The following is a 24,527-nucleotide window of genomic DNA, read 5'->3' on the forward strand; positions in this document are numbered from 1 at the left end:
ATGAAGCTCGACATGCTGATCGGCGAACCCTGGGCGGACTACGGCCTGGTCGATTCGGGGCATGGCAAGAAGCTGGAACGCTACGGCCGCTTCCGCTTCGTCCGGCCCGAACCGCAGGCGATGTGGGCGCCCGCGCAGCCGGACTGGAAGGCGCAGGGCGAATTCGTGCCGGCCAGCGACGAGGATGGCGGCGGCCGCTGGGTCTTCGCCGAACCGGTGCCGCGCGAAGGCTGGCCGCTCCGCTGGAACGAGGTCCGCTTCACCGCGCAGACGACGCCGTTCCGCCATCTGGGCTTCTTCCCCGACATGGCGCCGGTGTGGAGCTGGATGCGCGACCGCGTCGCCGACAAGCCCGGCGCGGAATGCATGAACTTGTTCGGCTACACCGGCGTCGGCACCCTCGCCATGGCCAGCGCCGGCGCGAAGATGGTGCATGTCGATGCCTCCAAAAAGTCGGTTGAGGCGGCAAAGGCCAATGCCGCGCTGTCGGGCATGCAGGATGCGCCAGTGCGCTGGATCGTCGACGATGCCGCGAAGTTCATCGCGCGCGAGGTGCGCCGCAACCGCCGCTACGACGGCATCCTGCTCGATCCGCCCAAATACGGGCGCGGGCCGGAGGGCGAGATATGGCGGCTGGAGGAGGATCTGCCCCGACTGATCGCCGATTGCCGCAAGCTGATCGACGCCGACAGCCGCTTCCTGTTCCTCACCGTCTATGCGGTGCGGATGTCGGCGCTGGCGATCGGCGAATTGCTCAGCCAGCTGTTCGCCGACCTGCCCGGCACGGTCGAGGCGGGCGAGCTGGGCGTGCGCGAGGAAGCGCGCGGGCTGGCGCTGCCGACGGCGATCTGGGCGCGCTGGAGCCGATAAATCCCGCGTTTTATCGCGGTTCGCGCACCTGCTGCATCGCAGCAAGAATTCGTTACGGAACGCTCGTCGACCAGAACAATTATGATGCGCATATGCTGTTGCCCATCCCCAAGGAGGCACGCGATGCAGACCAACGACGACCGTTCCAATACCGGTGCCGACGACCAGCCGCTTAACCCGCTGTGGGGTAGACTAGCCCTGCTGATGTTCGGCCTGACCGTACTCGCTTTTCTTACCGCGATCGATCGTCCGGAATGGTTTCGCCTAAAACCGGCGACCGGCACGGCCGCAGCCATGGTCTATGCTTCGGATCACCAGAACTAAATTACGCCTAGTCCATCCCCGCCCGGATCGCCGCCGCCGCGATCCATGGCGCGCCGGCGGTCAGCAACAGGCTGACCGCGCCGAGCAGTTTCAACGCACCGATGCCCCCGTCCAGCGATCCCGCGCCGAAGATGAGCAGCGGGATCGCCAGCGGTAGCATCAGGAGCCCCGCCACTGCACCGCCGCCGCGCAGCCCCGCGACCAGCGCCGATGTCGCCACCGCCAGCGCGGCGAGGCCCGGCGTGCCGATCGCCAGCCCCAGTTCGACCCGCAGCAGCGTCGCTGCCGACAGGTCGAACAGGCCTGCGGCGACCACCGCCGCCAGCATCAGCGGCGGCGCGAACCCCAGCCAGTGCGCGATCGTCTTGGCGAAGCCGATGAGCACCAGCGGCACGCCGCGTACCGCCAGCTGATCGATCACGCCCGCCTCGACATCCGGCCCGACCAGCCGCTCGATCGGCAGCAGCGCGGCAAGCAGCGCCGCCGCCCAGATTACGCCACCGCCGATTCGCGTCAGCAGCGCGGCGTCGGGCCCGACCGCGAAGGGAAACAGGCAGGCGACGAGCAGGAAGAAGGCGACTGGCCACGCCATGCCGCCGCCCTGCCAGGCGCGGCGCAGGTCGCGCGCGATCAGCGTCCCGAGCCGCATCAGCCGAGCCGCACCGGGATCGCACCGGGCAAGGCGACCGGTTGATGCGTCGCGACGACCGTGACGCCGCCGCCCGCACGATGCGCCGCGATCGCCGCCTCCAGCAGCGCGATCCCCGCCGAATCGAGGCCGTTGGCCGGCTCGTCGAGCAGCCAGATGCTCGCCGCCGCCCCGATCACCCGCGCCAGTCCGGCCCGCCGCCGCTGCCCGGTCGACAACAGGCGCACCGGTACATCGGCGAGGTGATCCAGCCCCACTGCGGCCAGCGCCGGTTCAGTCCGTGCGCCGATCCAGAAGGCGAGCGCCCGCGCGAGCGGCCGTTCGGGATCGAGCGCATGCGCCTCCCCCAACAGCGCCACCGCCCCGTCGCGCGTGACCGAGCCGGTCGCAGGCGCCAGCAGTCCGGCGGCGATGCGAAGCAGGCTCGACTTGCCTATGCCGTTCGGCCCCGTCACCAGCGCGGCGTGACCGGCCCGGAGCGTCAGGTCCAGTCCATCGAACAGCATCCGGCCGCCGCGGACGCAGGCGACGTCGGCAAGGACGAGTGCGCTCAATCCGCCACCGCATCTTCCAGCGCGTGCATGTCGTCATCGGACAGGCCGAAATGATGGCCGATCTCATGCACGGTGACGTGGCGGACCAGATCGTCGAGCCGCACGCCGGTTTCGACCCATTCGACGAGGATCGCCTGTCGATACAGATGGATGCGATCGGGCATCGTGCCGGAATCCATCGAGGATTTTTCGCCGAGCGGACGCCCGTGGTAGAGGCCGGTCAGGTCGAGCGGATGTTCCAGCCCGAGCGCGGCCAGCGTTTCGGCATCCGCCTCCTCCTCGACCAGCAGCAGCACATCGCCGAGGTGCGCGGCGAACGCCTGCGGCAGTCGCGCGATCGTATCGCGGGCGATTCCCTCGATCGCATCGGCATCAGGTGCCGCTCCAAACACATCTTGCCCGCTCATCGCCGTCGCCATACCCCTTCCCCGACCCGTCCAGCAAGGAACAGCCGCGAATGATCGAGCCCCTCAGCGAAGCCGAACGCGCCGATGCGCTCGATGGCCTGCCCGAATGGGATTATGACGAGGCGCGCGATGCGATCACGCGCAGCCTGGTGTTCGCCGATTTCGTCGAGGCATTCGGCTTCATGACCCAGGTCGCGCTGATGGCGGAAAAGGCGAACCATCATCCCGAATGGAGCAACATTTACAATCGCGTCGAGATCCTGCTGACCACGCACGATGCCGGCGGCCTGTCGCACCGCGACGTCGAGATGGCCGAGGCGATCGACGCGATCGTAGACGAATAGGCGTCGACGAGCGACCTATCGCAGCGACCGCCGCATCCGCTTGCGCAGCACGCCCGGCATCCAGCGCGCGGCGAAGCGCAGGCGTTCGGCGGTCTTGCCGACATAGGTATGGACCGCATCGCCGTGCACCGCCTTCCACGCCGCCTCCGCCACCGCATCGACCGGGGTGAGTTCGAGGCCCGCGCCGGTGACCGCTTCGCGGATCGAGCGGTTGGTGCCGCCTGCGACGCCGTCGAGCAGCGGCGTTTCGATGAAGCTCGGCAGCAGGCAGCGCACCTTGATCCCGGCCGGAAACCATTCGCCGTCCAGCGCTTCGCTGAGCCCGCGCACCGCGAACTTGGTCGCAGAGTAAGTCGCGAGGCCCGACGATCCGTAGATGCCCGACGCGGACGAGGTGTTGAGCAGCACCGATCCCGGCGTCCGCGCCAGATAGGCATAGCCGATGCGTGCGCCGTTGAGCACACCGGCGAAATTGATCGCCACCGTCCGGTCGATCGCGTCGAAATCCGCCTCCGCCAGCGGCCCGCCGGTGCCGATGCCGGCATTGTTGAACAGCACGTCGAGCCGTCCGCCGCTCGATCGGGTGAAGGCGTCGAGGTTCGTGGTCCAGGCGTCGCGATCGCGCACGTCCATCGCATAGCTCTCGACCATGCCGGCCGGCAGCAGCGCGGCGGTCTCGGCGAGGCCGGCCTTGTTGACGTCGGCGATCCCGACCCGCCAGCCGCGTTCCGCGAACAGCCGGGCGACGGCGCGGCCGATGCCCGATCCGCCGCCGGTGATGAAGATCGCCTTCGTGCCGTTGCTGCCTGCGCTCATCCACTCTCTCCTGCCGTCCATTGATTGGACTTTGGCGGAGGCATCCCGCATCGTCGTCGCCGATGCCAGCAGAATCGCTCCGTTTCGACGCCGTTACCAAGGCTTATGGCGAGACGCGGGCGGTGGACGGCGTCGACCTCTCCATCGCGGCCGGCAGCTTCGTCGCGCTCGTCGGCGCGTCGGGATCGGGCAAGTCGACGCTGCTCAAGACGATCAACCGGCTGATCGAACCCACCGCCGGCCGGGTGCTGCTGGACGGGCAGGACGTCGCCGCCGGCCCCGCACCCGCACTGCGGCGGCGGATCGGCTATGTCTTCCAGAGCATCGGCCTGTTCCCGCACATGACCGTCGCCGAGAATATCGGCATCGGACCACGTATCGCCGGCGCGCGCCCCGCCGACGTCGCGCGGCTGCTCGACCTCGTCGCATTGTCGCAGGCGGTCGCGGCACGCATGCCCGACGCGCTGTCGGGCGGGCAGCGGCAGCGCGTCGCCATCGCCCGCGCGCTGGCGCCGGGGGCGAAGCTGTTGCTGCTCGACGAGGCGTTCGGCGCGCTCGATCCGGTGACGCGCGACGCGCTGGGGACGGAGATCCGCGCGCTCCACGACCAGTTGGGCCTCACCACCATCCTCGTCACCCACGACATGGCGGAGGCGCTGCTGCTCGCCGACCGGGTGCTGGTGATGCAGGCGGGGCGGATCGTCGCCGATGCGACGCCGGCCGACCTGCTGGGCGGTGGCGGCGGTGCGGCGGCGCAGGCGCTGGTCGCGGTGCCGCGGCAACAGGCCGAGCGGCTGCGGGCGATCACGGCATGACCGCCTTCCTCGATACGCTCGGCCGGGTGCCGCCGTTGCTGGCGCAGCATGTCCTGCTGTCCGCCGCGGCGCTGCTGCTGGGGATCCTTATCAGCCTGCCGCTGGCGATCGTCGCCGCGCGACGGCCGCGCGCCGGGAGCGTCATCCTCGGCTTCGCCAGCCTCGTCCAGACGGTGCCGAGCCTCGCGCTGCTCGCGCTCTTCTATCCGTTGCTGCTGTGGCTGTCGGCGCTGGTCGGCGGCGGGATACCGGCGCTGGGATTCCTGCCGTCGCTGATCGCGCTGACGCTCTATGCGCTGCTGCCGATCATCCGCAACGGCGTCGCCGGGCTGACCGGGATCGACCCGGCGGTGCGGCAGGCGGCGCAGGCGGTCGGCATGACGCCGGCGCAGATGCTGCGGCTGGTCGAGGCGCCGCTGGTCGCGCCGGTACTGATCGCCGGCATCCGCACCGCGGCGGTATGGACGATCGGTGCGGCGACGCTGTCGACCACGGTCGGCCAGCCGAGCCTGGGCGACATGATCTTCGCCGGCTTGCAGACGCAGAACTGGGCGCTGGTGCTCGCCGGCTGCGTCGCCGCGGCGGGGCTGGCGCTCGCGGCGGACGCGCTGATCGGGCTGGTCGAGCGCGGCATCGCCCGCCGCCGCCGGCCGCTGTGGATCGGCGCCTGTGCCGCACTGGTCGCCGGGCTGCTGCTCGCCACCGCGCCGCTCTGGCATCGCGCCGGCGGCGACCGGGTGGTGACGATCGGCGCCAAGAACTTCTCCGAACAATATATCCTCGCCCGGCTGATCGGCGACCGGCTGACCCGCGCCGGCTATACCGTGCGCTATCGCGACGGGCTGGGGTCGGCGGTGATCTATGGCGCGCTGGGCGGCGGCGACGTCGACGTCTATGTCGATTATGCCGGCACGCTATGGACCGGACCGATGCGGCGGACCGACGTGCCCGATCCCAAGGCGATGGTCGCCGAGATCGGCCGCTGGGCGCAGGCGACGAGCGGCGTGCGGCTGATCGGGCCGCTCGGATTCGAGAATGCTTATGCCTTCGCGATGCGCGGCGACGATGCGCGGCGGCGGGGAATTGGCAGCCTGTCCGACCTTGCCGCCGCAGCGCCGGGCCTGACACTGGGCAGCGACCTCGAATTCCTCGAACGGCCCGAATGGGCGGCGGTGCGCAAGGCCTATCCGTTGCGGTTCAAGGCGATGACGCCCTATGCGCCGACCTTCATGTACCGCGCGCTGGCGAGCGGCGAGGCGGACGTGATCTCCGCCTTTTCCTCCGACGGGCGGATCGCGGCCGACCGGCTGACGGTGCTCGCCGATCCGCGCCATGCCATCCCCAGCTACGATGCGCTGCTGCTGGTCGCGCCGGGGCGGGCGAAGGATGCGCGTTTCGCCGCGGCGCTCGCGCCGCTGGTCGGACGCATCCCAGTGAGCGCGATGCGCGAGGCCAATTATCAGGTCGACCGCGATACCGGGAAGCGGACGCCGGAGCAGGCGGCTGGCTGGCTGGCGACCCGCCTGGGACTGTAAGACGCGACGCGCCGGCGCCGCGCCCTGCCGGATCAGTGGCGGAAGTGGCGCATGCCGGTGAAGACCATCGCGAGGCCGGCGGCATCGGCGGCAGCGATGACCTCTTCGTCGCGGATCGAACCGCCCGGCTGGATCACCGCGGTGGCGCCTGCCTCGACCGCAGCGAGCAGGCCGTCGGCGAAGGGGAAGAAGGCGTCCGACGCGACCGCGGAGCCGATCGTGCGCGGCTGCGTCCAGCCCGCCTTGTCGGCGGCATCCTTCGCCTTCCACGCGGCGATGCGCGCGGATTCGAGGCGGTTCATCTGGCCTGCGCCGACGCCCGCGGTGGCGCCGTCCTTCGCATAGACGATCGCGTTCGACTTGACGTGCTTGGCGATCGTCCAGGCGAAACGGCAATCGGCCAGTTCCTGTTCGGTCGGCTGGCGCTTCGTCACGACGGTCAGCTCGCCCGGCGTGCCGGCGTCGCGGTCCTGCACCAGCCAGCCGCCGGCGATCGACTTGGCGAACAGGCCGGCGCGCGCCGCGTCGGGCAGGTCGCCGGTGAGCAGCAGACGCAGGTTCTTCTTGGCGGCGAACAACGCCAGCGCGTCGGCGTCGGCGTCGGGCGCGACGACGACCTCGGTGAAGATGCCGGTGATCGCCTTCGCCGTCGCCGCGTCGAGCGGGCGGTTGACCGCGATGATGCCGCCGAACGCCGATACGGTGTCGCAGGCGAACGCCTCGGCATAGGCCTGTTCGAGGGTGGCGGCGGTGGCGACGCCGCAGGGGTTGGCGTGCTTGACGATGACGCAGGTGGGTTCGGCGTCGCGGAATTCGGCGATCAGCTCGAGCGCGGCGTCGGCGTCGTTGAGGTTGTTGTAGGAAAGCGCCTTGCCCTGCACCTGCCGCGCCTGGCCGATGCCGCGGACACCGTCGTTGGCGGTGTAGAAGGCGGCCGACTGGTGCGGATTCTCACCGTAGCGGAGCGACGCGGCGCGGGTCATCGTTACCGGCAGCACCGCCGGGAACGCCTCCGCCTGATCGACCGTGCCGAACCAGCGCGCGATCGCGCCGTCGTAGCTGGCGGTGGCAGCGAACGCCTTGGCGGCGAAGCGGCGGCGCTGGTCGAGCGTCGTCTCGCCCGATGCGAGGCCGGCATAATCGGCGGGATCGGTGACGATCGCGACATAGGCGTGGTTCTTGGCGGCGGAGCGGACCATGCTGGGGCCGCCGATGTCGATATTCTCGATCACCGTGTCGCGATCCGCGCCGCGGGCGACGGTCGCCTCGAACGGGTAGAGATTGACGACGACGAGGTCGATTGCGCCGATGCCGTGGGCGGTCATCGCGGCGGCATGGTCGGGATCGTCGCGCACCGCCAGCAGGCCGCCGTGGACCATCGGGTGCAGCGTCTTGACGCGCCCGTCCATCATCTCGGGGAAGCCGGTGAGGTCGGACACGTCGCGCACGGCGAGGCCCGCGTCGCGCAGCGCCTTGGCAGTGCCGCCGGTCGACACCAGCTCGACGCCCCTGGCGGCGAGCGCGCGGGCGAGGTCGACCACCCCGGTCTTGTCGGACACGGACAGGAGGGCGCGCGTGATGGTGATCGTCGACATGGGGCTTCCTTAGGGCGTTCGCGCGCGTCCCCTAGCGGCGGAACGGGCGTCCGAACAGGTCAGATCGCCCGTTTCAGCGCCCAGCTGACGTTTGCGCCACCCGCCGGCGCCTCGCCGCCGACGACGAGCTGCTGCGTCGCGATCGGCCGGCCCTCGCCGTCGATCCACAGCGAATCCTCGATCGTCAGCGCGCCGCCGCGGCAGCGGAACTGCCAGAGCGCGCCGCCGGGCAGCCGCAGCAAGGCGGCAAGCCCGTCGGCGGTCGGCGACGCCTGCACCCCTTCGCCCAGGTGAAAGCGGACCGCGAACGGCACCACGCCCAACTTGCGGCGGCGCCCCTGCGGCAGCAGCGCATCCTCGCCGCGCAATTCCTTGCCGTCGCCGGTCAGCATCAGCTGGCGACGGTGGACGAAGCCCCAGCGTCGGACATAGCCGTCGTGGCTCGCCTCGATCCGGCTGGCGACGTCCGATTCCTGCCGTGACAGTTCGACCTCCACGACGCCGCGGCCCAATGTGCCGTCGGCATGGATCGCGGTGCTGTTCGAATCGCCCACGGTCAGCGTCGAATGCGCGGCGGTGGTGCGCAGCCCCTCGGCAAAGGCGGCGGGCAGCTGCGCGACCGCGGCGCGCGCGCCGCCACAATTGACCACCAGCCGCGAATCGCCGTCGGAGAATTCGAACGCGAGCGTGGAGGCGCAGCCACCCTCGACCAGCCGCGCGATCGGTGGCGGCGCGGCATCGACGATCAGCACCGCCGCACCTGCGGCGAGGCGCTGATAGCCCCAGTCGCGCGCCTGGCGCAGCGGCCGGGTGCGGATGCCGCTCGCCTCGATCACCGCGGCGATGGCGTCCGGCGTCGCCGGACCACCGCCCTGCCAGCTCGACAGCAGCCGGTCGCCGTGCATCGTGCCGAGCAGCGCCGGGACCGCCCGCACCAGCGCGTTCTGCGCGGCCGCCGGCAGCTCCTCGCGCCGCGCCGCATAGGTTTCGCGCAGCATCGCCAGCAGCATGATCGTGTCGAGCAGCATCGCCGGACTGCGCGACACCGATCCGCCATCCTCGCTGAGGCCGGAGGCGAGCGCGCGCGCCAGCCCCGCCTCGCCGAAGCTGCGACGCGGATCGCCGCCGGGGATCAGCAGGCCGGCGGCGACGACGCCGCACCAGGCGGCGATCCGCTGCGCGCCCGGTGCCGCCTTGTCGGCGCCGCGATCGAGGTGCCGCGCGCCGCGGGCGAGCGTGTTGAGGACGCTGGAGCGATAGACGAGGTCGGTCGACGACAGGATCAGCGGCGCATGCGCGGTCCAGTAGAGCAGCCGCCGCCCCCACAGATCGGGCCGCCAGGCGAGCGCATCGACCTTCTCCGCATAATCGTCGAGCCAGCGCGCCATCAGCTGTTCGGCGATCGGCGCCCCTTGCGCACGGGTCGCCACGGTCGACAAATCGCGCAGCCAGGCGAAGCTGTGGACATATTCGGCGAACGGCCGACCCCATTCGCCGCGCTTGAACGCGAGCGTGTCGACCGGATGCGTTTCGCCACGAAAGCTCAGCTCGCCCTTGAGCAGCGCCCGGCCGCGCGCGACGTCGCCGATGACGGGATCGTCGGGCACCGCGATCAGCTTCAACGGATAGCGGCCCTTCAGCCGCATGCTGTGGATCGGCGTGCGCCAGGTCAGCTTGTGGAAGCGTTCGGACAGGCGCTCGGCGAGGCTGAGCCCCTTGTCGCCACCGACGCGCATCAGGCGCTTGCCCTCCTCGATGCCGTCGGCCTGCGTATCGGGCGACATGTCGTTCATTCCGCAGGCCGCGTCCCGCGCAGCGCCGCGATGTTCGCGGCATAGGCATCGGGACCGCCCCTGAACGCCGCGGTGCCGGCGACGAGCGCATCCGCCCCCGCCTCGATGCAGCGAACGGCATGGACGGCATCGACGCCGCCGTCGACCTCCAGATCGATCGCGCGGCCCGAGGCATCGATCATCTTGCGGATCGCCGCGATCTTCTTGAGCTGGCTGTCGATGAACGTCTGCCCGCCGAAGCCCGGGTTGACGCTCATCACCAGCACCAGGTCGACCATGTCGATCAGATAATCGAGCATCTTGGCCGGCGTGCCGGGATTGAGCACGACGCCCGCGCGCTTGCCCAGCCCCTTGATATGCTGGACGGTGCGATGGATGTGCGGCCCCGCCTCCGGATGGACGGTGATGCAATCCGCGCCGGCCTCGGCAAAGGCGTCGAGGTACAGGTCGACCGGCGAGATCATCAGATGCACATCGAACGGCTTGGCGGTGTGCGGGCGCAATGCCTTCACCACCGCCGGACCGATCGTGATGTTCGGCACGAAATGGCCGTCCATCACGTCGATATGGATCCAGTCCGCCCCTGCCGCATCGATGGCGCGCACCTCCTCGCCCAGTCTGGCGAAGTCGGCGGACAGAATGGACGGGGCGATACGGACCGGTTGCATGACCGATCTCTGTAACCGCGTGCGTCTCTATTACAATGCGCTTGGGGCGTATTGGCCTAACCCTGACGCCTCAACCGCGCGATGAAGAAGCCGTCGCAGCCGCCCCGGTCGGCGAGCATGCCCGGCAGCGTCCGAACATAGCCGTCGGCATGGACCGGCACGCCGGGCGGCAACAGCGCCGCATCGGGCGCATCGATCGCATAATCGGGGCGATCGGCGAGGAAGCGGGCGAGCTGCGCCTCCCCCTCGGCGGGTTCGAGGCTACACGTCGCGAAGACGAGCGTGCCGCCCGGCTTCACCCAGTCGGCCGCGCGCGCGAACAGGCGGGCCTGCAACAGCGCCATCTCCTCGATGATCGCCGGATGGACGCGGTGGAGCACGTCGGGGTGGCGGCGGAAGATGCCGGTGGCGCTGCACGGCGCATCGATCAGCAGCGCGTCGACGGGTGCGTCCGGTGCCCATTTCAGCACGTCGGCGGCGATCACCTCCGCCTTCAACCGGGTGCGGAACAGATTCTCGCGCAGCCGCTTGATGCGGGCGTTGGAGACGTCGACCGCGGCGACCTGCAGGCCGGCGGCGGCGAGCTGGAGCGTCTTGCCGCCCGGTGCGGCGCACAGGTCGATCGCGGTCGCTCCGCCGCGATCCGCGAGCAGGCGCGCGGGGATTGAGGCGGCGATATCCTGCACCCACCAGCGCCCCTCGGCGAAGCCCGGCAATTCGGTGACCGAGTCGGCATCGACGATGCGGACGTGGCCGGGCATCAGGCTGGTGCCGCCGAGTTCGGCGACCCAATGGTCCGTCTCGCCCGCATCGGCGAGCGTCAGGTCGAGCGGCGGCGGCGCGGCAATGGCGAGGCGCGCCCCCTCTGCCATGTCCGCCCCCCAGGCGGCCTCCCACCGCGCCTCGACCTTGGGCGGCAGCGCGGGGAGTTCGGGCAGGAGCACGCCCGAGCGGGTGATCGCGCCGAACACGCCATGGACCAGCTTGCGCGGCCCGCCGTCGACCAGCGGCAGCACCGTGGCGATGGCGGCGTGGTGCGGCGTGCCGAGCACCAGCGCCTGCACCAGCGCGATACGCAGCGCCATCCGCGCCTTGGCATCGTCGGGCAGCGGGCGCTCGGTGACCGAATCGATCAGCGCGTCGAGATCGGGCAGCCGCCGCAGCACCTCCGCGGCGATCGCATGGGCGAGGCCGCGGTCGGGGCCGTAGACATGGCGGGTGGCGGCGACCAGCGCCTGTTCCAGCGGCTCGCCACGGCGCAGGACGGCGTCGAGCAGGCGCAGCGCGGCACGGCGCGAGGGGGTGCCGAGGGCGTCGGCGTTATCGGCGGGTGCATCGCGATTGAATCGGGGCAAACTTGTCTAACCTGCTGCGGAGAACGATATGAACCTCTCCCTTAGACCGGAGAGACGCGATGGGCCAACGTCCCGCACATGTGAAGCCGCCCGCCTATCTGTCGCAGAACCCGCCGGTGCCGGAACCCGAGCAGAAGACGAACGAGCAGGAGGACCCGCTGGGTCTCGATCCGACGCGCTACGGCGACTGGGAATTGAAGGGGATCGCGGTCGATTTCTGACCGTTCCGGAACCAAAATGACCGGACGGGCGTCCAGCCTTGCATGACTTCCCGGCCGCGCGTCAGCAGGCGCACCCTGCTGCTGACCCTCGCGCTGGCGGTGCCGGCCATTCTGCTGCTCGCGATCGCCGCCTTTCCGTTCGGCATGCTGAAGGGCGTGATGGCCGACCGGCTGAGCCAGCGGTTCGGTCGCCCCGTAACGATCGCCGGCATGGCGCGGGTCGACCGTTTCGGCTTCACCCCGACCATCGCCGTGACGGGCGTGACGATCCCGCAAGCGCCCTGGGCGGGCCGCGGCGATTTCCTGCGGCTGCGCGAGGCACGGGTCAGCTTTCCGGTGTGGCCGCTGCTGACCGGCACCTTCCGCCCGCGCGATATCGAGATCGACGGGTTGCAGCTGGCGCTGGTCCGCGCCGCCGACGGCCGCACCAACTGGTCGCGGCCGGGCGAGCCCGAGAGCGGCGGGTCGTCCAACGATCTCAAGGGGCTGATCGTCCGCGACAGCATGATCCATTATGTCGATGCGAAGCGGCAGCGGCAGGCGCGCGTCGCCTTCACCTCCGACGCGCAGGGGCTGCGCGCGCAGGGAACGGGGACGATCCGCGGTCTGCCGGTGCGGATTGCGCTCGCCGGTGCGCAGGTTGCGCAGCCGACGCCGGGGCCATGGCCGTTTACCGCCGCGATCGACGGCGCGGCGCTGCGGATGCGCGCGCGCGGCCGGATGGAACGGCCGCTCGACACCGATGCGATGACGCTCGACGTCGACGCGCGTGCCGCCGACCTGCGGCTGATCGATGCGGTGATCGAGGCCGGGCTGTTCGGCACCCAGCCGGTGGCGCTCGTCGCGCAGGTCCGGCACGCCGCGCCGCGCTGGATCGTCACCGGGCTGAAGGGGACGATCGGCCAGTCCGATATCGCCGGCCACGTCACCGTCGACAAACAGGACGGCCGCACCAGACTGGACGGCGCGATCGCATCGCAACGGTTCGACTTCGACGACCTCTCCTCGGACGAGGGGCTGGCCAAGGGCGCCGCACTGGAGCGCGCGATCGGCCCGCGGGTGGTCCCGAACACGCGGATCGACCTGTCGAAGATCGACAAGACCGACGGGCGGATCGCGGTGAAGGTCGCGCGCGTCGTCAGCCGCGGCGGCGGCACCTCGGTGACCGGAGTGCAGGGCGTGCTGTCCCTCGACCACCAGCGACTGCGGGTCGATCCGCTGACCATCCGGCTGGCGGGCGGGACGGCACGCGGCGCGCTGACGGTGGACCAGCGTGGCGGTGCCGCATCGCCGACGCTGACCGTCGACCTGCGGCTGACCGGCACGCGGGTGGAGGCGCTGGCGGGGGCCGGCGGCGCCTTCACCGGACGCGTCGCGGCGCGGGCGCAGCTGACCGGGCGGGGCGAGACGATCCGCGCGGCGATCGGCCGCTCCTCCGGCCGGATCGGATTCGTGGTTCGGGATGGCGCGCTGCCGGCGCATTATGCCGCCGCGCTCGGCTTCGATGCGGGCCGGGCGCTGCTGGCCGACGACGACGACAGCGCGCAACTGCGTTGCGTGGTGCTGGGCCTCGCTGTCAAAGACGGGCGCGGTGCCGCCGCGCCGCTGGTGGTGGACACCAGCGCCAGCCAGTTGCGCGGCAGCGGCAGCGTCAGCTTTCCCGCCGAGCGGATCGATTTCCGCCTGACCGGCGCGCCCAAGGGCAAGAGCCTGCTGCGCCTGCCCGGATCGGCGTTCATGACCGGCACGCTGAGCGATCCGGTGCTGACCGTGCCGCCCGAGGTGAAATCGGCCGGCAATATCTTCAAGGCGATCGGCCGCGCGATCACCGGGCGACAGGGGCCGGTCGCGCACGATGCCGACTGCGCGGGGCTGGCAGCGCGGGCGCTGCGCTGAGCCTTCGGCGCCGGGTTCACGTTTCCGCTCGCCGTGCCGTAGCGTCGCCGCTAGGATCGCCTGCATGAACGATACCGCGACTGCCGGGGGTGCCTCCGGTGCCAGCCTGATCCCGAGCACCACCGACGCCTTCACCTATGCGCATCTGATCGTGATCGCGCTGTTCGCGGTCGCGGTGCTCGTCGCGATCGTCTGGGGCATGCGCCTCAAACGCCAGCGGAAAGCGGCAGAAGAGGCGATCGCCGAACGCAACGTCGAGGTCGAGCAGACGACGGAAGAGGCACCGTCCGCTGCCCCGCCTGTCGCCCGGCCCGCGCCCGAGCCGGTGACGGCACCATCTCCGGCGACGGCGCCCGCGCCAGCCCCGGCATCCGCTCCGCCGCCCGCCCCCGAACCGGCACCCGCCCTCTTTGCCGACGAACCGATCGCAGCGAGTGCGCCGCTTGACGCCAGTCCGGCGACCGAAGCCGCCTCCGCCCCCGTCGCGGCGGACGACGACCCCGCCGCCGCATCGGTATCGACGCTGAAGGGGCTCGGGCCGAAGCTGGCGGCGCGGCTGGGCGAACTCGGTATCACCACCGTCGGTCAGGTCGCGGCGCTGGACGACGACGAGGCGCTGCGACTCGACGCGCAGCTCGGGCCGTTCGCCGGCCGGCTGACCCGCGACCGCTGGATCGAGCAGGCGCGCTTTCTCGCGGCGGGCGATCAGGCGGGGTTCGAGGCGGTGTTCGGGCGGCTGTAAAAGGCCAACGGCTCCGGCCTACAGACCCTTAAGGGCGTCGCTGCCGGCGACGAAGGACTCTGCGAAGGCGGCGTGTCCGCTGGTATTGCCTTGCGGCTCGAAGCCTAAGCCATCGAAGCAGACGATCAGCGCGGCGATGACATAGCCCGCAGCGCGCATCTCCACAGGCGCGCGCAGATGAAACGACATGAGCACGTGATCGCTGCCGATACGGTCCGCGACTTGAGATGCGGCAAGACGATCGTTTATCATCCGCACGTCATTCGGCAGCGCCGGAGCGCGTGCCAGTGCTCCCTCCAGATACGCGTCCTTGCCGTCGATCGTAGCAGTCACGCCGTCGTTGACGACGCGCTCTCGGTCCAGGACCGGAAACCGCTTGATGTGTAAAGGATAGGCGTGGCTGGTCACGCAGCGTTGCACGGCAGCGATATCTGGCCAGCGCGCCGCCGGTATTGCGACATAGATATCGACGCTCATGTCCGCACTCCCCGTCACCGACCTGCGCGGTCGCCTTCAGATCTCGCTGACGAGCAGCTTGTCGATACGACGGCCGTCGAGGTCGACGACTTCGAAGCGCCAGCCCTGTTCCTCGAAGCTTTCGCCCTCGCCGGGCAGGTGGCGGAAGGCGGCGAGCGCCAGCCCGGCGACGGTCGCATAGTCGCGGTCCTCGGGCAGGTCGATGCCGAGCCGCTCGGCAAGCGCATCCGCCGCCATCGTGCCCGCCACCAGCAGCGACCCGTCGTCGCGCACCACCACCGACGGCGCATCGTCGGGATCGGCGTCGCTGGCGAATTCGCCGGCGATCGCGGCGAGCAGGTCGGCGGGGGTGACGATCCCTTCGAAATGGCCGTATTCGTCGTGGATCAGCGCCATCGGCACCTCGGCCTGCCGCAGCGCGATCAGCGCGTCCATCGCGTCGATCCGGTCGATCACGACGGGCGCCTTGCGCATCAGCGTCTTGAGGTCGAGCGCCTGGCCGCGGAACAGCGCCGCGGCGATGTCGCGCGCCTGCACGACCCCGATCACCGCGTCGATCGACCCTTCCGCCACCGGCAGGCGGGTGTGCGGCGTCGCGAGCAGCGTGTCGCGGATGCCCTCCGGCCCCAGATTGCAGTCGAGCCAGTCGACCTCGGTCCGCGGCGTCATCACCTCGCGGACCGGCCGGTCGGCGAGGCGGACGACGCCCGAGATGATCGTGCGCTCATGCTCCTCGATCACGCCCGACTTGCTCGCCTCGGCGACGATCAGGTGCAATTCCTCGGCGGTGACCTGATCTTCCGATTCGCGGTTGAGGCCGAGGATGCGGAAGACGAGCGCGCTCGACGAATCGAGCAGCCACACCAGCGGCGCGCAGATCACCGCGATATAGCGCATCGGCACCGCGACCAGCGAGGCGACCGTCTCCGGCTTGCGCAGCGCGAATTGCTTGGGGACGAGCTCGCCGATGATGAGCGAGGCGTAGGTGGTCAGGCCGATGACCAGCGCGAAGCCTGCGGTTTCCGCGGTTTCCGGCGACAGGCCGAGCATCTGCAGGCGCGCGGCGGTGGGGCTGCCGAGGCTCGATCCCGAATAGGCGCCCGCGAGGATGCCGATCAGGGTGATGCCGATCTGCACCGAGGACAGGAACTTGCCGGGATCCGCCGCCAGCTTCAGCGCCGCCGCCGGCCCCTTGCGTCCCGATCGCGCCAGCGCCTCAAGCCGCGCCTTGCGCGACGAGACGATCGCCAGCTCGCTCATCGCGAACACGCCGTTCAACGCGACGAGCGCGAGGATGATGAGGACGTCGATCCAGGGAAAGGGCGGAAGCGGTGCCATCGGCGAACGCGTCTTTGCCGCACAAGTGACGCGACCACAACTGTCTCCGTCACGGCGAAACGCAATGATACGTCAGCCGCGGTTCAGATCGCAGGCGGAACAAGCCGCTTCGGACCTGAGTTTAACCCGCAAATGACGAAGAAAGGGATGTCATGAAATCCAGATTTGCCGCCGCCGCCGCGCTTGCCGCGCTGGTCACCACCAGCGCCTGCACCACCGATCCGGAGACGGGCGAGCGCCGCATCTCCAAGACCGCGATCGGCGGCATCGGCGGCGCACTGGGCGGCTATCTGCTCGGCGACCTCGTCGGCGGACGCCGCGACCGGACCGAGAAGATCCTCGGCGCCGGCATCGGCGGCCTCGCCGGCGCAGGGATCGGCGCGTACATGGACAAGCAGGAGCGCGACCTGCGCGCCCGCACCGCCGGCACCGACGTGCAGGTGACGCGCGAGGGCGACAATCTGGTGCTCAACATCCCGTCGGGCATCACCTTCGCCTATGACAGCGCCGACGTGCAGCCGCAGTTCAAGCGGACGCTCGACCAGGTCGCCGACACGCTGGCGCAGTATAACCAGACCTATATCGACGTGTACGGCCACACCGACTCGACCGGCTCGGACGCGTACAACCAGACGCTGTCGGAGCGGCGCGCCACCTCGGTCGCCGACTATCTCGCCGGCCGCGGCGTGCAGCCGGCGCGCATCGGCACCCGCGGCTTCGGCGAATCGCAGCCGATCGCCTCGAACGACACCGATGCCGGCCGCGCCGCGAATCGCCGTGTCGAGGTGAAGATCGTGCCGATCTCGCAGAGCGACCTGCGCTGATCGCCTGACCGTCGAACCGCCTGTCCCGCATCAGGGACAGGCGGTTCGTCAGCGGCGCTCCCGGAAGAAATCGCGCAGCAAGGCCGCGGCCTCTGCCTCGCCGATCCCGCCATACACCTCCGGCCGATGGTGCAGCGTCGATTGTCCGAACAGCCGCGGCCCGTGTTCGACCGCGCCGCCCTTGGGATCGCTTGCCCCATAATAGAGCCGCGCGATCCGCGCATGCGCGATCGCCCCAGCGCACATCGCGCATGGCTCCAGCGTCACCCACAACGCGCAATCCTCCAGCCGGTCGCGCCCCAGCGCCGCCGCGGCCTCGCGAATCACGCGCATCTCGGCATGGGCGGTGGGGTCGCACAAGGCGCGTGGCGCATTGCCGGCGACCGCGATCACCTCGCCGGCGCGAACGAGTGCGGCGCCGACCGGCACTTCGCCGGCCCGCGCCGCCATCGCCGCGGCATCGAGCGCGCGACGCATCGGGATCGGCAGGGGGAACATCGCCGCCCCTCCTGCCGACGCCGCCGGATCAGGTAAAGCCTATTGGGCGTTGCCTGGCTTTTCGACATTTACGGTCGGGACGGCGACCGTCTTGTTCTCCGTCCCGACGCTGACGCGCGCGACATCCGCCTTGAACTGCGGTGCCTGCACCACGGCAGAGCGGGTCTGGTCGATGTTGATGAGACCGAAATACATCAACGCGACCACGACGAGCGCGATGATCCCGATCAGTGCGAGCAACGTGCGCATGCCGACATCCCCTTGGCTTTGACCTTTACGATGGCGTAACAACGCCGCGGCACCGACTTCCGTTGCATGATCCGATCCGGACCGGCCGGCGTCGGGGAAAGGTTGACGGAAGGGTGGAGAGCCGCTAGTGGCGCCGACTTTCCGGGCAACCGAATTCAGGATCAAAAACCATGTCGCGCATCTGCGAGCTGACCGGCAAGGGCCGGCAGGTGGGGAACAACGTTTCCCACGCCAACAACAAGACCAAGCGTACGTTCCTGCCGAACCTGCAGAACGTCACGCTGATCTCCGATTCGCTCGAAAAGAGCGTGCGCCTGCGCGTCTCGACGCACGGCCTGCGTTCGGTCGAGCATAACGGCGGCCTCGACAACTGGCTGGTGAAGACGAGCGAGGACAAGCTCTCGCTGCGCTGCCGCCGCCTGAAGCGCGAGATCGCCAAGAAGCTGTCGACGACCGCAGCCGCCGCCTGACGCGATTTCGGGGCGCCACCGGCGCCCCGCGCGATGGCCATGGTGCGAAGGCCCGCTGCTCCATGAGCGGCGGGCTTTTGCCGTGTGCGCTACCGGTCGAGCCGGAACTTGAGAAGCAACGTGCGTTGCAGCAGCGACTGGTTGTCGTCCGACACCATCCAGACGATCGTCGTGCCCTCCTCCTGCGTCGTCGCCAGCCCTTCGAAATTGTCGTGGATCAGCGGCGCATCGAGCGTCGCCAGCCATGTGCCGCGCAGCTGCGCGCCCGGCCGGATCGCGGCGGCGGGGATCAGCGACAGCCGGTTGCTGAACCGATAGGGCAGGCGAAAGGCGCGATCGAGCACCAGCAGGTCGCCATCGGGCAGAGCGGTGACATCCGCCGGATCGAATCGCGGTGCGGGCAGATAGGCGAACGGCAGCGACCGGGTGGCGATCGGATCGCCGGGAAAGATCAGCGCCTCGCGACTCTGCAGCCGCTCCGCCTCCGATCCGCGCCAGCGCCGGGTCGGCACGTGGCGTTCCTCGCCGATCACGACGAATCGCCCGTCGGGCAGCCGCGCCATCGATTCGGGGCCACCATTGGCCGGCCATGAGGCCATGCCAGCCGGCTGCCGCTGCGCCTCGGCGCGCGCGAAGCCGGGGGCATAGCGCCAGATCGCATTGTAACGCTCGAAGCCGACCCAGATCCGGCCCGTCGCCGGATCGACCGCCATCGATTCGCTGTCGCGGTCGCGCTTCTCCCAGCCGGTGCCCGGCCCGGCCGGCAGGTTGCGGAAGCGGATGCGCCGCGGTGCCCAGTCGGCGCCCATCGTGAAGCTGACGACGTTGCCGCCGTCGCTCAGCATCGTGAAGCGGTTGCCGTCCGGCTGCGGCACCACGGCCAGCGCCGAATAGCCGCCGAACGCGGGATCGACGCTGCGCAGGCGGACGCCGCCCAGATAGGTGAGCGCGCCGAGGCGGACATGACGCGGGTCGGCAGGGTCGAGGTCGACGCGGGTCGCGACCAGTTGCGGCCGGTCACCGAGCAGCGCCAGCCGCTCCCCGCCGGTCCAGCCGGGGACGAGCAGCAGCACCGCCAGGATCACGAACACGATAGGCATGGCGCCTCCATAGGGAGCGCGCCGGGCAGCGATAGCCTGAACGGCGGATAACGAGCGCATTCAGGCTCGGCTCAATGCGAATCGGCCAGAAGAGGGACATCGACAACGGGCAGGCCCTCCACCGGACCGCCACCAGTCGGAAGACTTTACGGGAGAAGACCCATGCTGAAGACCCTGAGCCTCGCCGCCGCCGCCCTCACGATGACCGCCGGCGCCCTCATCCCCGTCACCCCCGCCGTCGCGCAGCGCGGCTATTATGGCGATCGCGGCTACGACCGTGGCTATCGCGACGACCGGGGCTATCGTGGCGACCGCGTCTATCGCGGCGACCGGGGCTATTATCAGGATCGCGGCAATCGCGGCGGCCGCCGTTGCAACAACGGTAGCACCGGCACCATCGTCGGCGCGATCGCCGGCGGCCTGCTCGGCCGCACCATCGATACCCGCGGCGACCGCTCGCTCGGCACGCTCGGCGGCGCCGTCGCCGGCGGCCTCGCCGGCCGCGCGCTCGAACGCTCGGATCGTCCCGGTTACTGCCGCTAAGCGGCAGTGCGCATCCCTCGTGTAGCGTTTGAGGGCGGAGGGGGTCGGCTCGTCAGAGCCGGCCCCCTCATGTTGTAGCGCGGCGCGGGGCACGCCCGCGAAGCCGTCACCGGACGGGTTCGGACGTCGCCGACCCGCCAGCCGTGCCGGTTCGTGCGCGCCGCGCCGCGAACCGTCAGTACATATGCTGGCCGCCGTTGATGCTCAGCGTCGACCCGGTGACGAAGCCGGCCTCGTCCGAACACAGGAAGGCGACGCCGCGCGCGATCTCGCTCGCCTGGCCCAGCCGGCCGACCGGGATCTTGGCGACGATCTTCTCGAGCACGTCGGAAGGGACCGCGGCGACCATGTCGGTGTCGATATAGCCCGGCGCGATCGCGTTGACGGTGACGCCGGTGCGTGCGCCTTCCTGCGCCAGCGCCTTGGTGAAGCCGTGAATGCCCGATTTCGCCGCGGCGTAATTGACCTGGCCGTACTGGCCCGCCTGCCCATTGATCGAGCCGATGTTGACGATCCGCCCCCATTTGCGCTCCCGCATGCCCGGGAACACCGCCTTGGCCATATTGAAGCAACCGCCCAGATTGGTGTCGATCACTTCCTTCCACTGCTGATAGGTCAGCTTGAGGATGGTGCCGTCGCGGGTGATGCCGGCATTGTTGACGATGATGTCGACCGGCCCGAGGTCCGCCGCGACCTTCGCGCAGCCTTCCTGGCACGCATCGTAATCGGCGACGTCCCATTTGTAGGCGGGAATGCCGGTACGGTCGGTGAATTCGCGGGCGCGCTCGTCGTTGCCCGCATAATTGGCGGCGACGGCGATGCCCGCCTCCTTCAGGGCGAGACTGATCGCCTCGCCGATCCCACGCGTGCCACCCGTGACGATCGCAACTCTGGCCATCATTATCTCTCCCGTTCTGGTTGGCGCGAAGCTAGGGCAGACGCCCCGGAAGTGGCAATGGCCGTAGCGTAATTTTACATGTCCTGATCGACCCATCCGCGCAGTTCGCGCGCCAGCAGCGTCTTCAGCATTGCGATGCCGGGCGCGCCGTCGTTGAGGCAGGGCAGATAGGCGAAATGGGTGCCGCCCGCCGCGACGAAGCTGTCGCGCCCGCGGATCGCCAGCTCCTCCAGCGTTTCGAGGCAGTCGGCGGAAAAGCCCGGCGCGATCACCGCGACCTTGCGCACGCCCCTGGCCGGCAGCGCCTCCAGCGTCTCGTCGGTCGCCGGACCGAGCCATTTCGCCGGCCCGAACCGAGACTGGAAGGCGACCAGCAGGTCGCGTCCGGCCAGGATCGGCGCCAGCGCCTCGCCGAGCAGCCGCGCGGTCTTCTGGCAATGGCAATGATAGGGATCGCCCAGTTCCAGCGTCCGCTTCGGCATGCCGTGGAAGCTCGCAACGATCGCATCGGGCGTGAAGTCCAGCGCGGCGAGCTGCGTCTCCACCTGCTCTTTGAGCGCGCCGATATAGGCGGGATCGTCGTGATAGGGCGGCAGGGTCCGGATCGCGGGCTGCCAGCGCAGACCGGCCAGCGCCGCGAACGCCTTGTCGTTGGCGGTCGCGGTCGTCGCGGCGCAATATTGGGGATAGAGCGGCGCGATCAGGATGCGCTCGCAGCCCGCATCCTTCATCGCGATCAGCCGGTCGGCGATCGGCGGGTTGCCGTAGCGCATCGCATGGTCGACCATCACGTCCGGCCCGAACGCGCCCTGCAGCGCCTGCGACTGGCGGCGGGTGATCGCGGCGAGCGGCGAGCCCTCCTCGCTCCACACCAGTCCATAGGCATGCGCCGACTTCTTCGGCCGCGTGTTGAGGATGATGCCGCGCAGGATCGGCTGCCATGCGATCGCCGGAATCTCGACCACGCGCCGGTCCGAGAGGAATTCGCCCAGATAGCGTTTCACCGAGCGCGCATCGGGGGCATCGGGGGTGCCGAGATTGGTCAGCAGGACGCCGATTTTGCGTGGCGGAATCGGGGGATGGTCGGCGGGAGGGATCATATTCCTGGCCTTAGCGGCAGGTGACGCATCCGCATACCGGTCGCCGCATGCAGCGCGTTGGCAATGGCGGGCGCCACCGCGGGCACGCCCAGTTCGCCGACGCCGCCCGGCGCTTCGTCGGAGGCGACGCATTCGACGATGATGTCGGGCGTGTCGGCGAGGCGCGGCAGCGCGAGTCCGGCGAAACCGCGGACGTCGGTGCGCCCCGCGGTCAGGCCGGTCGAGGCGCCGAGCGCCTGCGCCAGACCGAAGATCAGCCCGCCCTCGATCTGTTGCAGCACGAGATCGGGGTTGATCGTCCGCCCGCAATCGACCGCGGCGACGAGGCGCTCTACCCGCGGGCGGCCGCCCTCGCCCATCTCCGCCTCGGCGAGCACCGCGATATGGCTGCCGCGAAAGCTGTGGCAGGCGATGCCCTGTCCGCTGCCAGGCTGGCCGCCGCCCCAGCCGCCGAGTGCCGCGACCGTGGTCAGGCAGCGCGCCAGCCGCGCGTCGCCGCCGAGCATGCCGATCCGGTAGGACAGCGGCTCGGTGCCGGCGACGCGGGCGAGCTCGTCGAGGAAGCATTCGGTGAAGAAGGCGGTATAGCCATGCGCGCCGCCGCGCATATGCCCGGTCGGCACGCCGATCGCGGCGGCATGGTGGTGGATCGCCAGTGCCGGGATACGATAGGGCGGCAGCGCACCGGCGACCGCATAGGGATCGGCGCCGCCGAGCGCGAGCCCGGCGGCGGCGGGCAGCAGCCGGTGCGCCAGATCATGCCCCGTCGCGGGCGCGGCGATCGCCATGTCCCACGCGGCGATCGCGCCATTGCCCGACAGGCGCGCGCGCATCCGCGCCTTGGCGGGGGGGCGGAAGCGGTCGTGTGCGACATCTTCGCCGCGCGACCAGACGAGACTGACCGGGCGCTTCAGCCGCATCGCCAGCACCGCCGCCTGCTCCGCCACCAGCGAGTCGAGCGTCGCGCCGAACCCACCGCCGCCCAGCGTCGGGTGGACGACAACCGCACCTTCGGCAAGGTCCGCCGCCCGCGCCGCGACGGCGCGCGCGGCGGCGGGTGCCGCGGTCGGCAGCCAGAGTTCGAGCCGGCCGTCGCGCCACGCGGCGACCGCACTCGCGGTTTCCAGCGGCGCATGCACCCCTAGGCCCGCGCCATAGTCGGCGGTGACGACGCCGCCGCCGTCGAGCAGCGTCCCGATCTCGCCGGCCGCCGCGATCCGTTCGCCCTTCGTTGCCAGCGCGGCGTCGAGGCTGCGCGCGATCGCGGCGCTGTCGACCACCGGACCGGTTGTGGCGAAGCGCGGCGCCATCGCGTCGAGCGCGCGGTTCGCCGCCCACCAGGTGGTCGCGACCGCCGCCACCCAGCGCGGGGTCTCAACCACCGCGAGCACGCCGCGGACGCGATCGGCGGCGGCGCGGTCGACGCGGATCGGGCGGCTGTCGCCGATCGGCCCCTGCCGGATCGCGGCATGGACCATGTCGGGCAGGCGGATATCGCCCGCGAACCCCGCGGACCCGTCGACCTTGGCCGGCGTGTCGAGCCGCGGCAGCGAGCGGCCGGTGAGCTTGCCCGCACCCTGCACCCCGATCGGAAGCGGGTCGGGCACCGATTCGCCGGCGGCGTCGGCGGCGAGCGCGGCGAAGCGCAGCCGCTGGCCGGCATGGACGACGAACCCCGCATCGACCGCGCAATCGGTCCAGGCGACGCCCCATCGCCGCGCCGCCGCCTTGCACAGCAGCGCGCGCGCGGCGGCACCGGCGGTGCGGCATCCCTCCTCGAACATCCGCACGGATGTGGAGCCGCCGGTGACGATCAGCCCGGTGCGTTCGGCGAAGCTCTGGCGCAGGCCGTCGGGCAGACGCGTGAAGCCGCCTTCGAACAGCTCCTCGAGCGCGAGCGGGTTGGCGTAGAGCGGGTTCAGCGGCGCCGCCTCGACCCCGACCGTGCGCCAGTCCGCGCCCAGCTCGTCGGCGACGATCTGCGCAAGCGCGGTATAGACGCCCTGCCCGTGTTCGAGCTGTGGCACCGCGACGGTGACATGGCCGTCGCTGCCGATCTTCAGCCACGCCCCGAACGGCGTTTCCCCCGGCGCGGCGGCGAGGTTCGGCCGATACTGCCGCGGCCACACCCCCCAGGCGACGATCAGGCCGATGCCGGCGCCGCCGCCGATCAGCACGTTCCTGCGGGTGGGCCTCTCCATCGCCCGCGGCTGTATCGGCTGCACGGGCGGGTGGAAAGGGCGCGGAATGCGGGTTCGCGCGACGACACGATGAGAAGAGTTTGAAGCGCGGAGGCGCGGAGACGCGGAGGATGCGGAGGGTAGAGGGCGAACGATGCGCTCCCCACCCGCGTCCCGTCATCCCGGCGAACGCCGGGACCCATGGACACGCTGGCGGCGACGTTGGCCGCAGCATCCGACCGCATCGCAACCATGGATCCCGGCGA

Annotated in this window: 27 protein-coding genes; 11 read left to right on the forward strand and 16 right to left on the reverse strand. The window is 70.4% G+C overall.

The annotated features are described in order from the left end of the window. Both B2515_RS06105 and B2515_RS06110 read left to right on the forward strand, forming a co-directional pair. Positions 1-870 carry a class I SAM-dependent methyltransferase gene (locus B2515_RS06105; RefSeq protein ID WP_293874839.1) on the forward strand — a complete coding sequence of 290 codons (870 nt, stop codon included), beginning with the start codon at positions 1-3 and terminating at the stop codon, positions 868-870. Positions 871-993: 123 nt separating this feature from the next. Beyond that, a complete protein-coding gene (locus B2515_RS06110; protein WP_293874841.1) occupies positions 994-1,194 on the forward strand; it encodes a hypothetical protein in 201 nt (66 codons plus the stop codon). Between the two features lie 7 nt (positions 1,195-1,201). Here B2515_RS06110 and B2515_RS06115 read toward each other — a convergent pair whose 3' ends face one another. The 3 genes from B2515_RS06115 to B2515_RS06125 are packed head-to-tail and all read right to left on the reverse strand — an operon-like array spanning position 1,202 to position 2,804. Continuing rightward, positions 1,202-1,843, reverse strand: coding sequence for a heme exporter protein CcmB (locus B2515_RS06115; RefSeq protein ID WP_293874844.1), 642 nt, complete (start codon positions 1,841-1,843; stop codon positions 1,202-1,204). Continuing rightward, positions 1,843-2,397 carry a heme ABC exporter ATP-binding protein CcmA gene (gene ccmA / locus B2515_RS06120; RefSeq protein ID WP_293874847.1) on the reverse strand — a complete coding sequence of 185 codons (555 nt, stop codon included), beginning with the start codon at positions 2,395-2,397 and terminating at the stop codon, positions 1,843-1,845. The genes B2515_RS06115 and ccmA overlap by 1 nt, the downstream gene beginning before the upstream one ends. After that, the gene (locus B2515_RS06125; RefSeq protein WP_414711368.1) at positions 2,394-2,804 is read right to left on the reverse strand and encodes a metallopeptidase family protein; all 411 of its coding nucleotides are present in this window, start codon (positions 2,802-2,804) and stop codon (positions 2,394-2,396) included. The genes ccmA and B2515_RS06125 overlap by 4 nt, the downstream gene beginning before the upstream one ends. 50 nt (positions 2,805-2,854) lie before the next feature. On the opposite strand from B2515_RS06125, the gene B2515_RS06130 reads away from it, so the two are divergent. Further along, on the forward strand, positions 2,855-3,148 hold the full coding sequence (locus tag B2515_RS06130) for a 4a-hydroxytetrahydrobiopterin dehydratase (RefSeq protein ID WP_293874852.1): 294 nt from the start codon (positions 2,855-2,857) through the stop codon (positions 3,146-3,148). 15 nt (positions 3,149-3,163) lie between these two features. Here B2515_RS06130 and B2515_RS06135 read toward each other — a convergent pair whose 3' ends face one another. Beyond that, complete coding sequence (locus B2515_RS06135; protein WP_293874854.1) at positions 3,164-3,964, reverse strand: SDR family oxidoreductase; 801 nt, start codon at positions 3,962-3,964, stop codon at positions 3,164-3,166. Between the two features lie 62 nt (positions 3,965-4,026). Between B2515_RS06135 and B2515_RS06140 the strand changes: the two genes are divergently transcribed. Both B2515_RS06140 and B2515_RS06145 read left to right on the forward strand, forming a co-directional pair. Then, positions 4,027-4,779, forward strand: coding sequence for an ATP-binding cassette domain-containing protein (locus B2515_RS06140; protein WP_293874856.1), 753 nt, complete (start codon positions 4,027-4,029; stop codon positions 4,777-4,779). Then, a complete protein-coding gene (locus tag B2515_RS06145) occupies positions 4,776-6,314 on the forward strand; it encodes an ABC transporter permease/substrate-binding protein (protein WP_293874859.1) in 1,539 nt (512 codons plus the stop codon). The genes B2515_RS06140 and B2515_RS06145 overlap by 4 nt, the downstream gene beginning before the upstream one ends. Before the next feature lie 32 nt (positions 6,315-6,346). On the opposite strand, the gene purH is transcribed toward B2515_RS06145, so the two are convergent. The 4 genes from purH to B2515_RS06165 are packed head-to-tail and all read right to left on the reverse strand — an operon-like array spanning position 6,347 to position 11,725. After that, a complete protein-coding gene (gene purH, locus B2515_RS06150; protein ID WP_293874862.1) occupies positions 6,347-7,909 on the reverse strand; it encodes a bifunctional phosphoribosylaminoimidazolecarboxamide formyltransferase/IMP cyclohydrolase in 1,563 nt (520 codons plus the stop codon). A 59-nt stretch (positions 7,910-7,968) separates the two neighbouring features. Continuing rightward, positions 7,969-9,702 carry a heparinase II/III family protein gene (locus B2515_RS06155; RefSeq protein WP_293874865.1) on the reverse strand — a complete coding sequence of 578 codons (1,734 nt, stop codon included), beginning with the start codon at positions 9,700-9,702 and terminating at the stop codon, positions 7,969-7,971. Then, on the reverse strand, positions 9,699-10,370 hold the full coding sequence (gene rpe / locus B2515_RS06160) for a ribulose-phosphate 3-epimerase (RefSeq protein WP_293874868.1): 672 nt from the start codon (positions 10,368-10,370) through the stop codon (positions 9,699-9,701). Before rpe ends, B2515_RS06155 begins: the two co-directional genes overlap by 4 nt. Positions 10,371-10,426: 56 nt before the next feature. Continuing rightward, positions 10,427-11,725, reverse strand: a complete 1,299-nt coding sequence (locus B2515_RS06165) for an RsmB/NOP family class I SAM-dependent RNA methyltransferase (RefSeq protein ID WP_293874871.1) — start codon at positions 11,723-11,725, stop codon at positions 10,427-10,429. Positions 11,726-11,784: 59 nt separating this feature from the next. Here B2515_RS06165 and B2515_RS06170 point away from each other — a divergent pair, with 59 nt between their 5' ends. The 3 genes from B2515_RS06170 (at position 11,785) to B2515_RS06180 (ending at position 14,584) form a co-directional block, all read left to right on the forward strand. Continuing rightward, on the forward strand, positions 11,785-11,946 hold the full coding sequence (locus tag B2515_RS06170; RefSeq protein WP_293874874.1) for a DUF1674 domain-containing protein: 162 nt from the start codon (positions 11,785-11,787) through the stop codon (positions 11,944-11,946). Positions 11,947-11,988: 42 nt separating this feature from the next. Continuing rightward, positions 11,989-13,842, forward strand: a complete 1,854-nt coding sequence (locus tag B2515_RS06175; protein ID WP_293874877.1) for an AsmA family protein — start codon at positions 11,989-11,991, stop codon at positions 13,840-13,842. 64 nt (positions 13,843-13,906) lie between these two features. After that, positions 13,907-14,584: a hypothetical protein gene (locus B2515_RS06180; RefSeq protein WP_293874880.1), complete on the forward strand. Its 678-nt coding sequence runs from the start codon at positions 13,907-13,909 to the stop codon at positions 14,582-14,584. Positions 14,585-14,602: 18 nt separating this feature from the next. Here the strand turns inward: B2515_RS06180 and B2515_RS06185 are convergent, their stop codons facing one another. Further along, positions 14,603-15,061 carry a hypothetical protein gene (locus B2515_RS06185; RefSeq protein ID WP_293874882.1) on the reverse strand — a complete coding sequence of 153 codons (459 nt, stop codon included), beginning with the start codon at positions 15,059-15,061 and terminating at the stop codon, positions 14,603-14,605. A 36-nt stretch (positions 15,062-15,097) separates the two neighbouring features. After that, positions 15,098-16,399 carry a hemolysin family protein gene (locus tag B2515_RS06190; protein WP_293874884.1) on the reverse strand — a complete coding sequence of 434 codons (1,302 nt, stop codon included), beginning with the start codon at positions 16,397-16,399 and terminating at the stop codon, positions 15,098-15,100. A 152-nt stretch (positions 16,400-16,551) separates the two neighbouring features. Between B2515_RS06190 and B2515_RS06195 the strand changes: the two genes are divergently transcribed. Then, on the forward strand, positions 16,552-17,223 hold the full coding sequence (locus B2515_RS06195) for an OmpA family protein (RefSeq protein WP_293874886.1): 672 nt from the start codon (positions 16,552-16,554) through the stop codon (positions 17,221-17,223). 48 nt (positions 17,224-17,271) lie between these two features. Here the strand turns inward: B2515_RS06195 and B2515_RS06200 are convergent, their stop codons facing one another. Together B2515_RS06200 and B2515_RS06205 are read right to left on the reverse strand one after the other, a co-directional pair. Then, the gene (locus B2515_RS06200; protein ID WP_293875005.1) at positions 17,272-17,700 is read right to left on the reverse strand and encodes a nucleoside deaminase; all 429 of its coding nucleotides are present in this window, start codon (positions 17,698-17,700) and stop codon (positions 17,272-17,274) included. 60 nt (positions 17,701-17,760) lie between these two features. After that, positions 17,761-17,970, reverse strand: a complete 210-nt coding sequence (locus B2515_RS06205) for a hypothetical protein (RefSeq protein WP_293874889.1) — start codon at positions 17,968-17,970, stop codon at positions 17,761-17,763. A 170-nt stretch (positions 17,971-18,140) separates the two neighbouring features. Between B2515_RS06205 and rpmB the strand changes: the two genes are divergently transcribed. After that, positions 18,141-18,440 (forward strand): 50S ribosomal protein L28, encoded by a 300-nt coding sequence (gene rpmB / locus B2515_RS06210; protein WP_293874892.1) that lies wholly within the window; start codon positions 18,141-18,143, stop codon positions 18,438-18,440. An 89-nt stretch (positions 18,441-18,529) separates the two neighbouring features. Here rpmB and B2515_RS06215 read toward each other — a convergent pair whose 3' ends face one another. Next, positions 18,530-19,540, reverse strand: coding sequence for an esterase-like activity of phytase family protein (locus tag B2515_RS06215; RefSeq protein ID WP_293874895.1), 1,011 nt, complete (start codon positions 19,538-19,540; stop codon positions 18,530-18,532). 162 nt (positions 19,541-19,702) lie between these two features. On the opposite strand from B2515_RS06215, the gene B2515_RS06220 reads away from it, so the two are divergent. Continuing rightward, on the forward strand, positions 19,703-20,083 hold the full coding sequence (locus tag B2515_RS06220; protein WP_293874897.1) for a glycine zipper 2TM domain-containing protein: 381 nt from the start codon (positions 19,703-19,705) through the stop codon (positions 20,081-20,083). 175 nt (positions 20,084-20,258) lie between these two features. Here B2515_RS06220 and phbB read toward each other — a convergent pair whose 3' ends face one another. From phbB to B2515_RS06235, 3 genes are all read right to left on the reverse strand, one after another. Continuing rightward, complete coding sequence (phbB, locus tag B2515_RS06225; RefSeq protein ID WP_293875007.1) at positions 20,259-20,981, reverse strand: acetoacetyl-CoA reductase; 723 nt, start codon at positions 20,979-20,981, stop codon at positions 20,259-20,261. 74 nt (positions 20,982-21,055) lie between these two features. Beyond that, positions 21,056-22,081, reverse strand: a complete 1,026-nt coding sequence (gene hemH, locus B2515_RS06230; protein ID WP_293874900.1) for a ferrochelatase — start codon at positions 22,079-22,081, stop codon at positions 21,056-21,058. Beyond that, complete coding sequence (locus B2515_RS06235; protein ID WP_293874902.1) at positions 22,078-24,282, reverse strand: xanthine dehydrogenase family protein molybdopterin-binding subunit; 2,205 nt, start codon at positions 24,280-24,282, stop codon at positions 22,078-22,080. The genes hemH and B2515_RS06235 overlap by 4 nt, the downstream gene beginning before the upstream one ends. Positions 24,283-24,527: the final 245 nt, after the last annotated feature.

The organism is Sphingomonas sp. UBA978 (assembly GCF_002292295.1).
GTDB lineage: Bacteria > Pseudomonadota > Alphaproteobacteria > Sphingomonadales > Sphingomonadaceae > Sphingomonas.

What these genes read in the sequence shown, in the direction of transcription:
- B2515_RS06105 (WP_293874839.1), top strand. Translation starts at nt 1, where the DNA reads ATGAAGCTCGACATGCTGATCGGCGAACCCTGGGCGGACTACGGCCTG.
- B2515_RS06110 (WP_293874841.1), top strand. Translation starts at nt 994, where the DNA reads ATGCAGACCAACGACGACCGTTCCAATACCGGTGCCGACGACCAGCCG.
- B2515_RS06115 (WP_293874844.1), bottom strand. Translation starts at nt 1,843, where the DNA reads ATGCGGCTCGGGACGCTGATCGCGCGCGACCTGCGCCGCGCCTGGCAG.
- B2515_RS06125 (WP_414711368.1), bottom strand. Translation starts at nt 2,804, where the DNA reads ATGAGCGGGCAAGATGTGTTTGGAGCGGCACCTGATGCCGATGCGATC.
- B2515_RS06130 (WP_293874852.1), top strand. Translation starts at nt 2,855, where the DNA reads ATGATCGAGCCCCTCAGCGAAGCCGAACGCGCCGATGCGCTCGATGGC.
- B2515_RS06135 (WP_293874854.1), bottom strand. Translation starts at nt 3,964, where the DNA reads ATGAGCGCAGGCAGCAACGGCACGAAGGCGATCTTCATCACCGGCGGC.
- B2515_RS06140 (WP_293874856.1), top strand. Translation starts at nt 4,027, where the DNA reads ATGCCAGCAGAATCGCTCCGTTTCGACGCCGTTACCAAGGCTTATGGC.
- B2515_RS06145 (WP_293874859.1), top strand. Translation starts at nt 4,776, where the DNA reads ATGACCGCCTTCCTCGATACGCTCGGCCGGGTGCCGCCGTTGCTGGCG.
- purH (WP_293874862.1), bottom strand. Translation starts at nt 7,909, where the DNA reads ATGTCGACGATCACCATCACGCGCGCCCTCCTGTCCGTGTCCGACAAG.
- B2515_RS06155 (WP_293874865.1), bottom strand. Translation starts at nt 9,702, where the DNA reads ATGAACGACATGTCGCCCGATACGCAGGCCGACGGCATCGAGGAGGGC.
- rpe (WP_293874868.1), bottom strand. Translation starts at nt 10,370, where the DNA reads ATGCAACCGGTCCGTATCGCCCCGTCCATTCTGTCCGCCGACTTCGCC.
- B2515_RS06170 (WP_293874874.1), top strand. Translation starts at nt 11,785, where the DNA reads ATGGGCCAACGTCCCGCACATGTGAAGCCGCCCGCCTATCTGTCGCAG.
- B2515_RS06175 (WP_293874877.1), top strand. Translation starts at nt 11,989, where the DNA reads ATGACTTCCCGGCCGCGCGTCAGCAGGCGCACCCTGCTGCTGACCCTC.
- B2515_RS06180 (WP_293874880.1), top strand. Translation starts at nt 13,907, where the DNA reads ATGAACGATACCGCGACTGCCGGGGGTGCCTCCGGTGCCAGCCTGATC.
- B2515_RS06185 (WP_293874882.1), bottom strand. Translation starts at nt 15,061, where the DNA reads ATGAGCGTCGATATCTATGTCGCAATACCGGCGGCGCGCTGGCCAGAT.
- B2515_RS06190 (WP_293874884.1), bottom strand. Translation starts at nt 16,399, where the DNA reads ATGGCACCGCTTCCGCCCTTTCCCTGGATCGACGTCCTCATCATCCTC.
- B2515_RS06195 (WP_293874886.1), top strand. Translation starts at nt 16,552, where the DNA reads ATGAAATCCAGATTTGCCGCCGCCGCCGCGCTTGCCGCGCTGGTCACC.
- B2515_RS06200 (WP_293875005.1), bottom strand. Translation starts at nt 17,700, where the DNA reads ATGCGTCGCGCGCTCGATGCCGCGGCGATGGCGGCGCGGGCCGGCGAA.
- B2515_RS06205 (WP_293874889.1), bottom strand. Translation starts at nt 17,970, where the DNA reads ATGCGCACGTTGCTCGCACTGATCGGGATCATCGCGCTCGTCGTGGTC.
- rpmB (WP_293874892.1), top strand. Translation starts at nt 18,141, where the DNA reads ATGTCGCGCATCTGCGAGCTGACCGGCAAGGGCCGGCAGGTGGGGAAC.
- B2515_RS06215 (WP_293874895.1), bottom strand. Translation starts at nt 19,540, where the DNA reads ATGCCTATCGTGTTCGTGATCCTGGCGGTGCTGCTGCTCGTCCCCGGC.
- B2515_RS06220 (WP_293874897.1), top strand. Translation starts at nt 19,703, where the DNA reads ATGCTGAAGACCCTGAGCCTCGCCGCCGCCGCCCTCACGATGACCGCC.
- phbB (WP_293875007.1), bottom strand. Translation starts at nt 20,981, where the DNA reads ATGGCCAGAGTTGCGATCGTCACGGGTGGCACGCGTGGGATCGGCGAG.
- hemH (WP_293874900.1), bottom strand. Translation starts at nt 22,081, where the DNA reads ATGATCCCTCCCGCCGACCATCCCCCGATTCCGCCACGCAAAATCGGC.
- B2515_RS06235 (WP_293874902.1), bottom strand. Translation starts at nt 24,282, where the DNA reads ATGGAGAGGCCCACCCGCAGGAACGTGCTGATCGGCGGCGGCGCCGGC.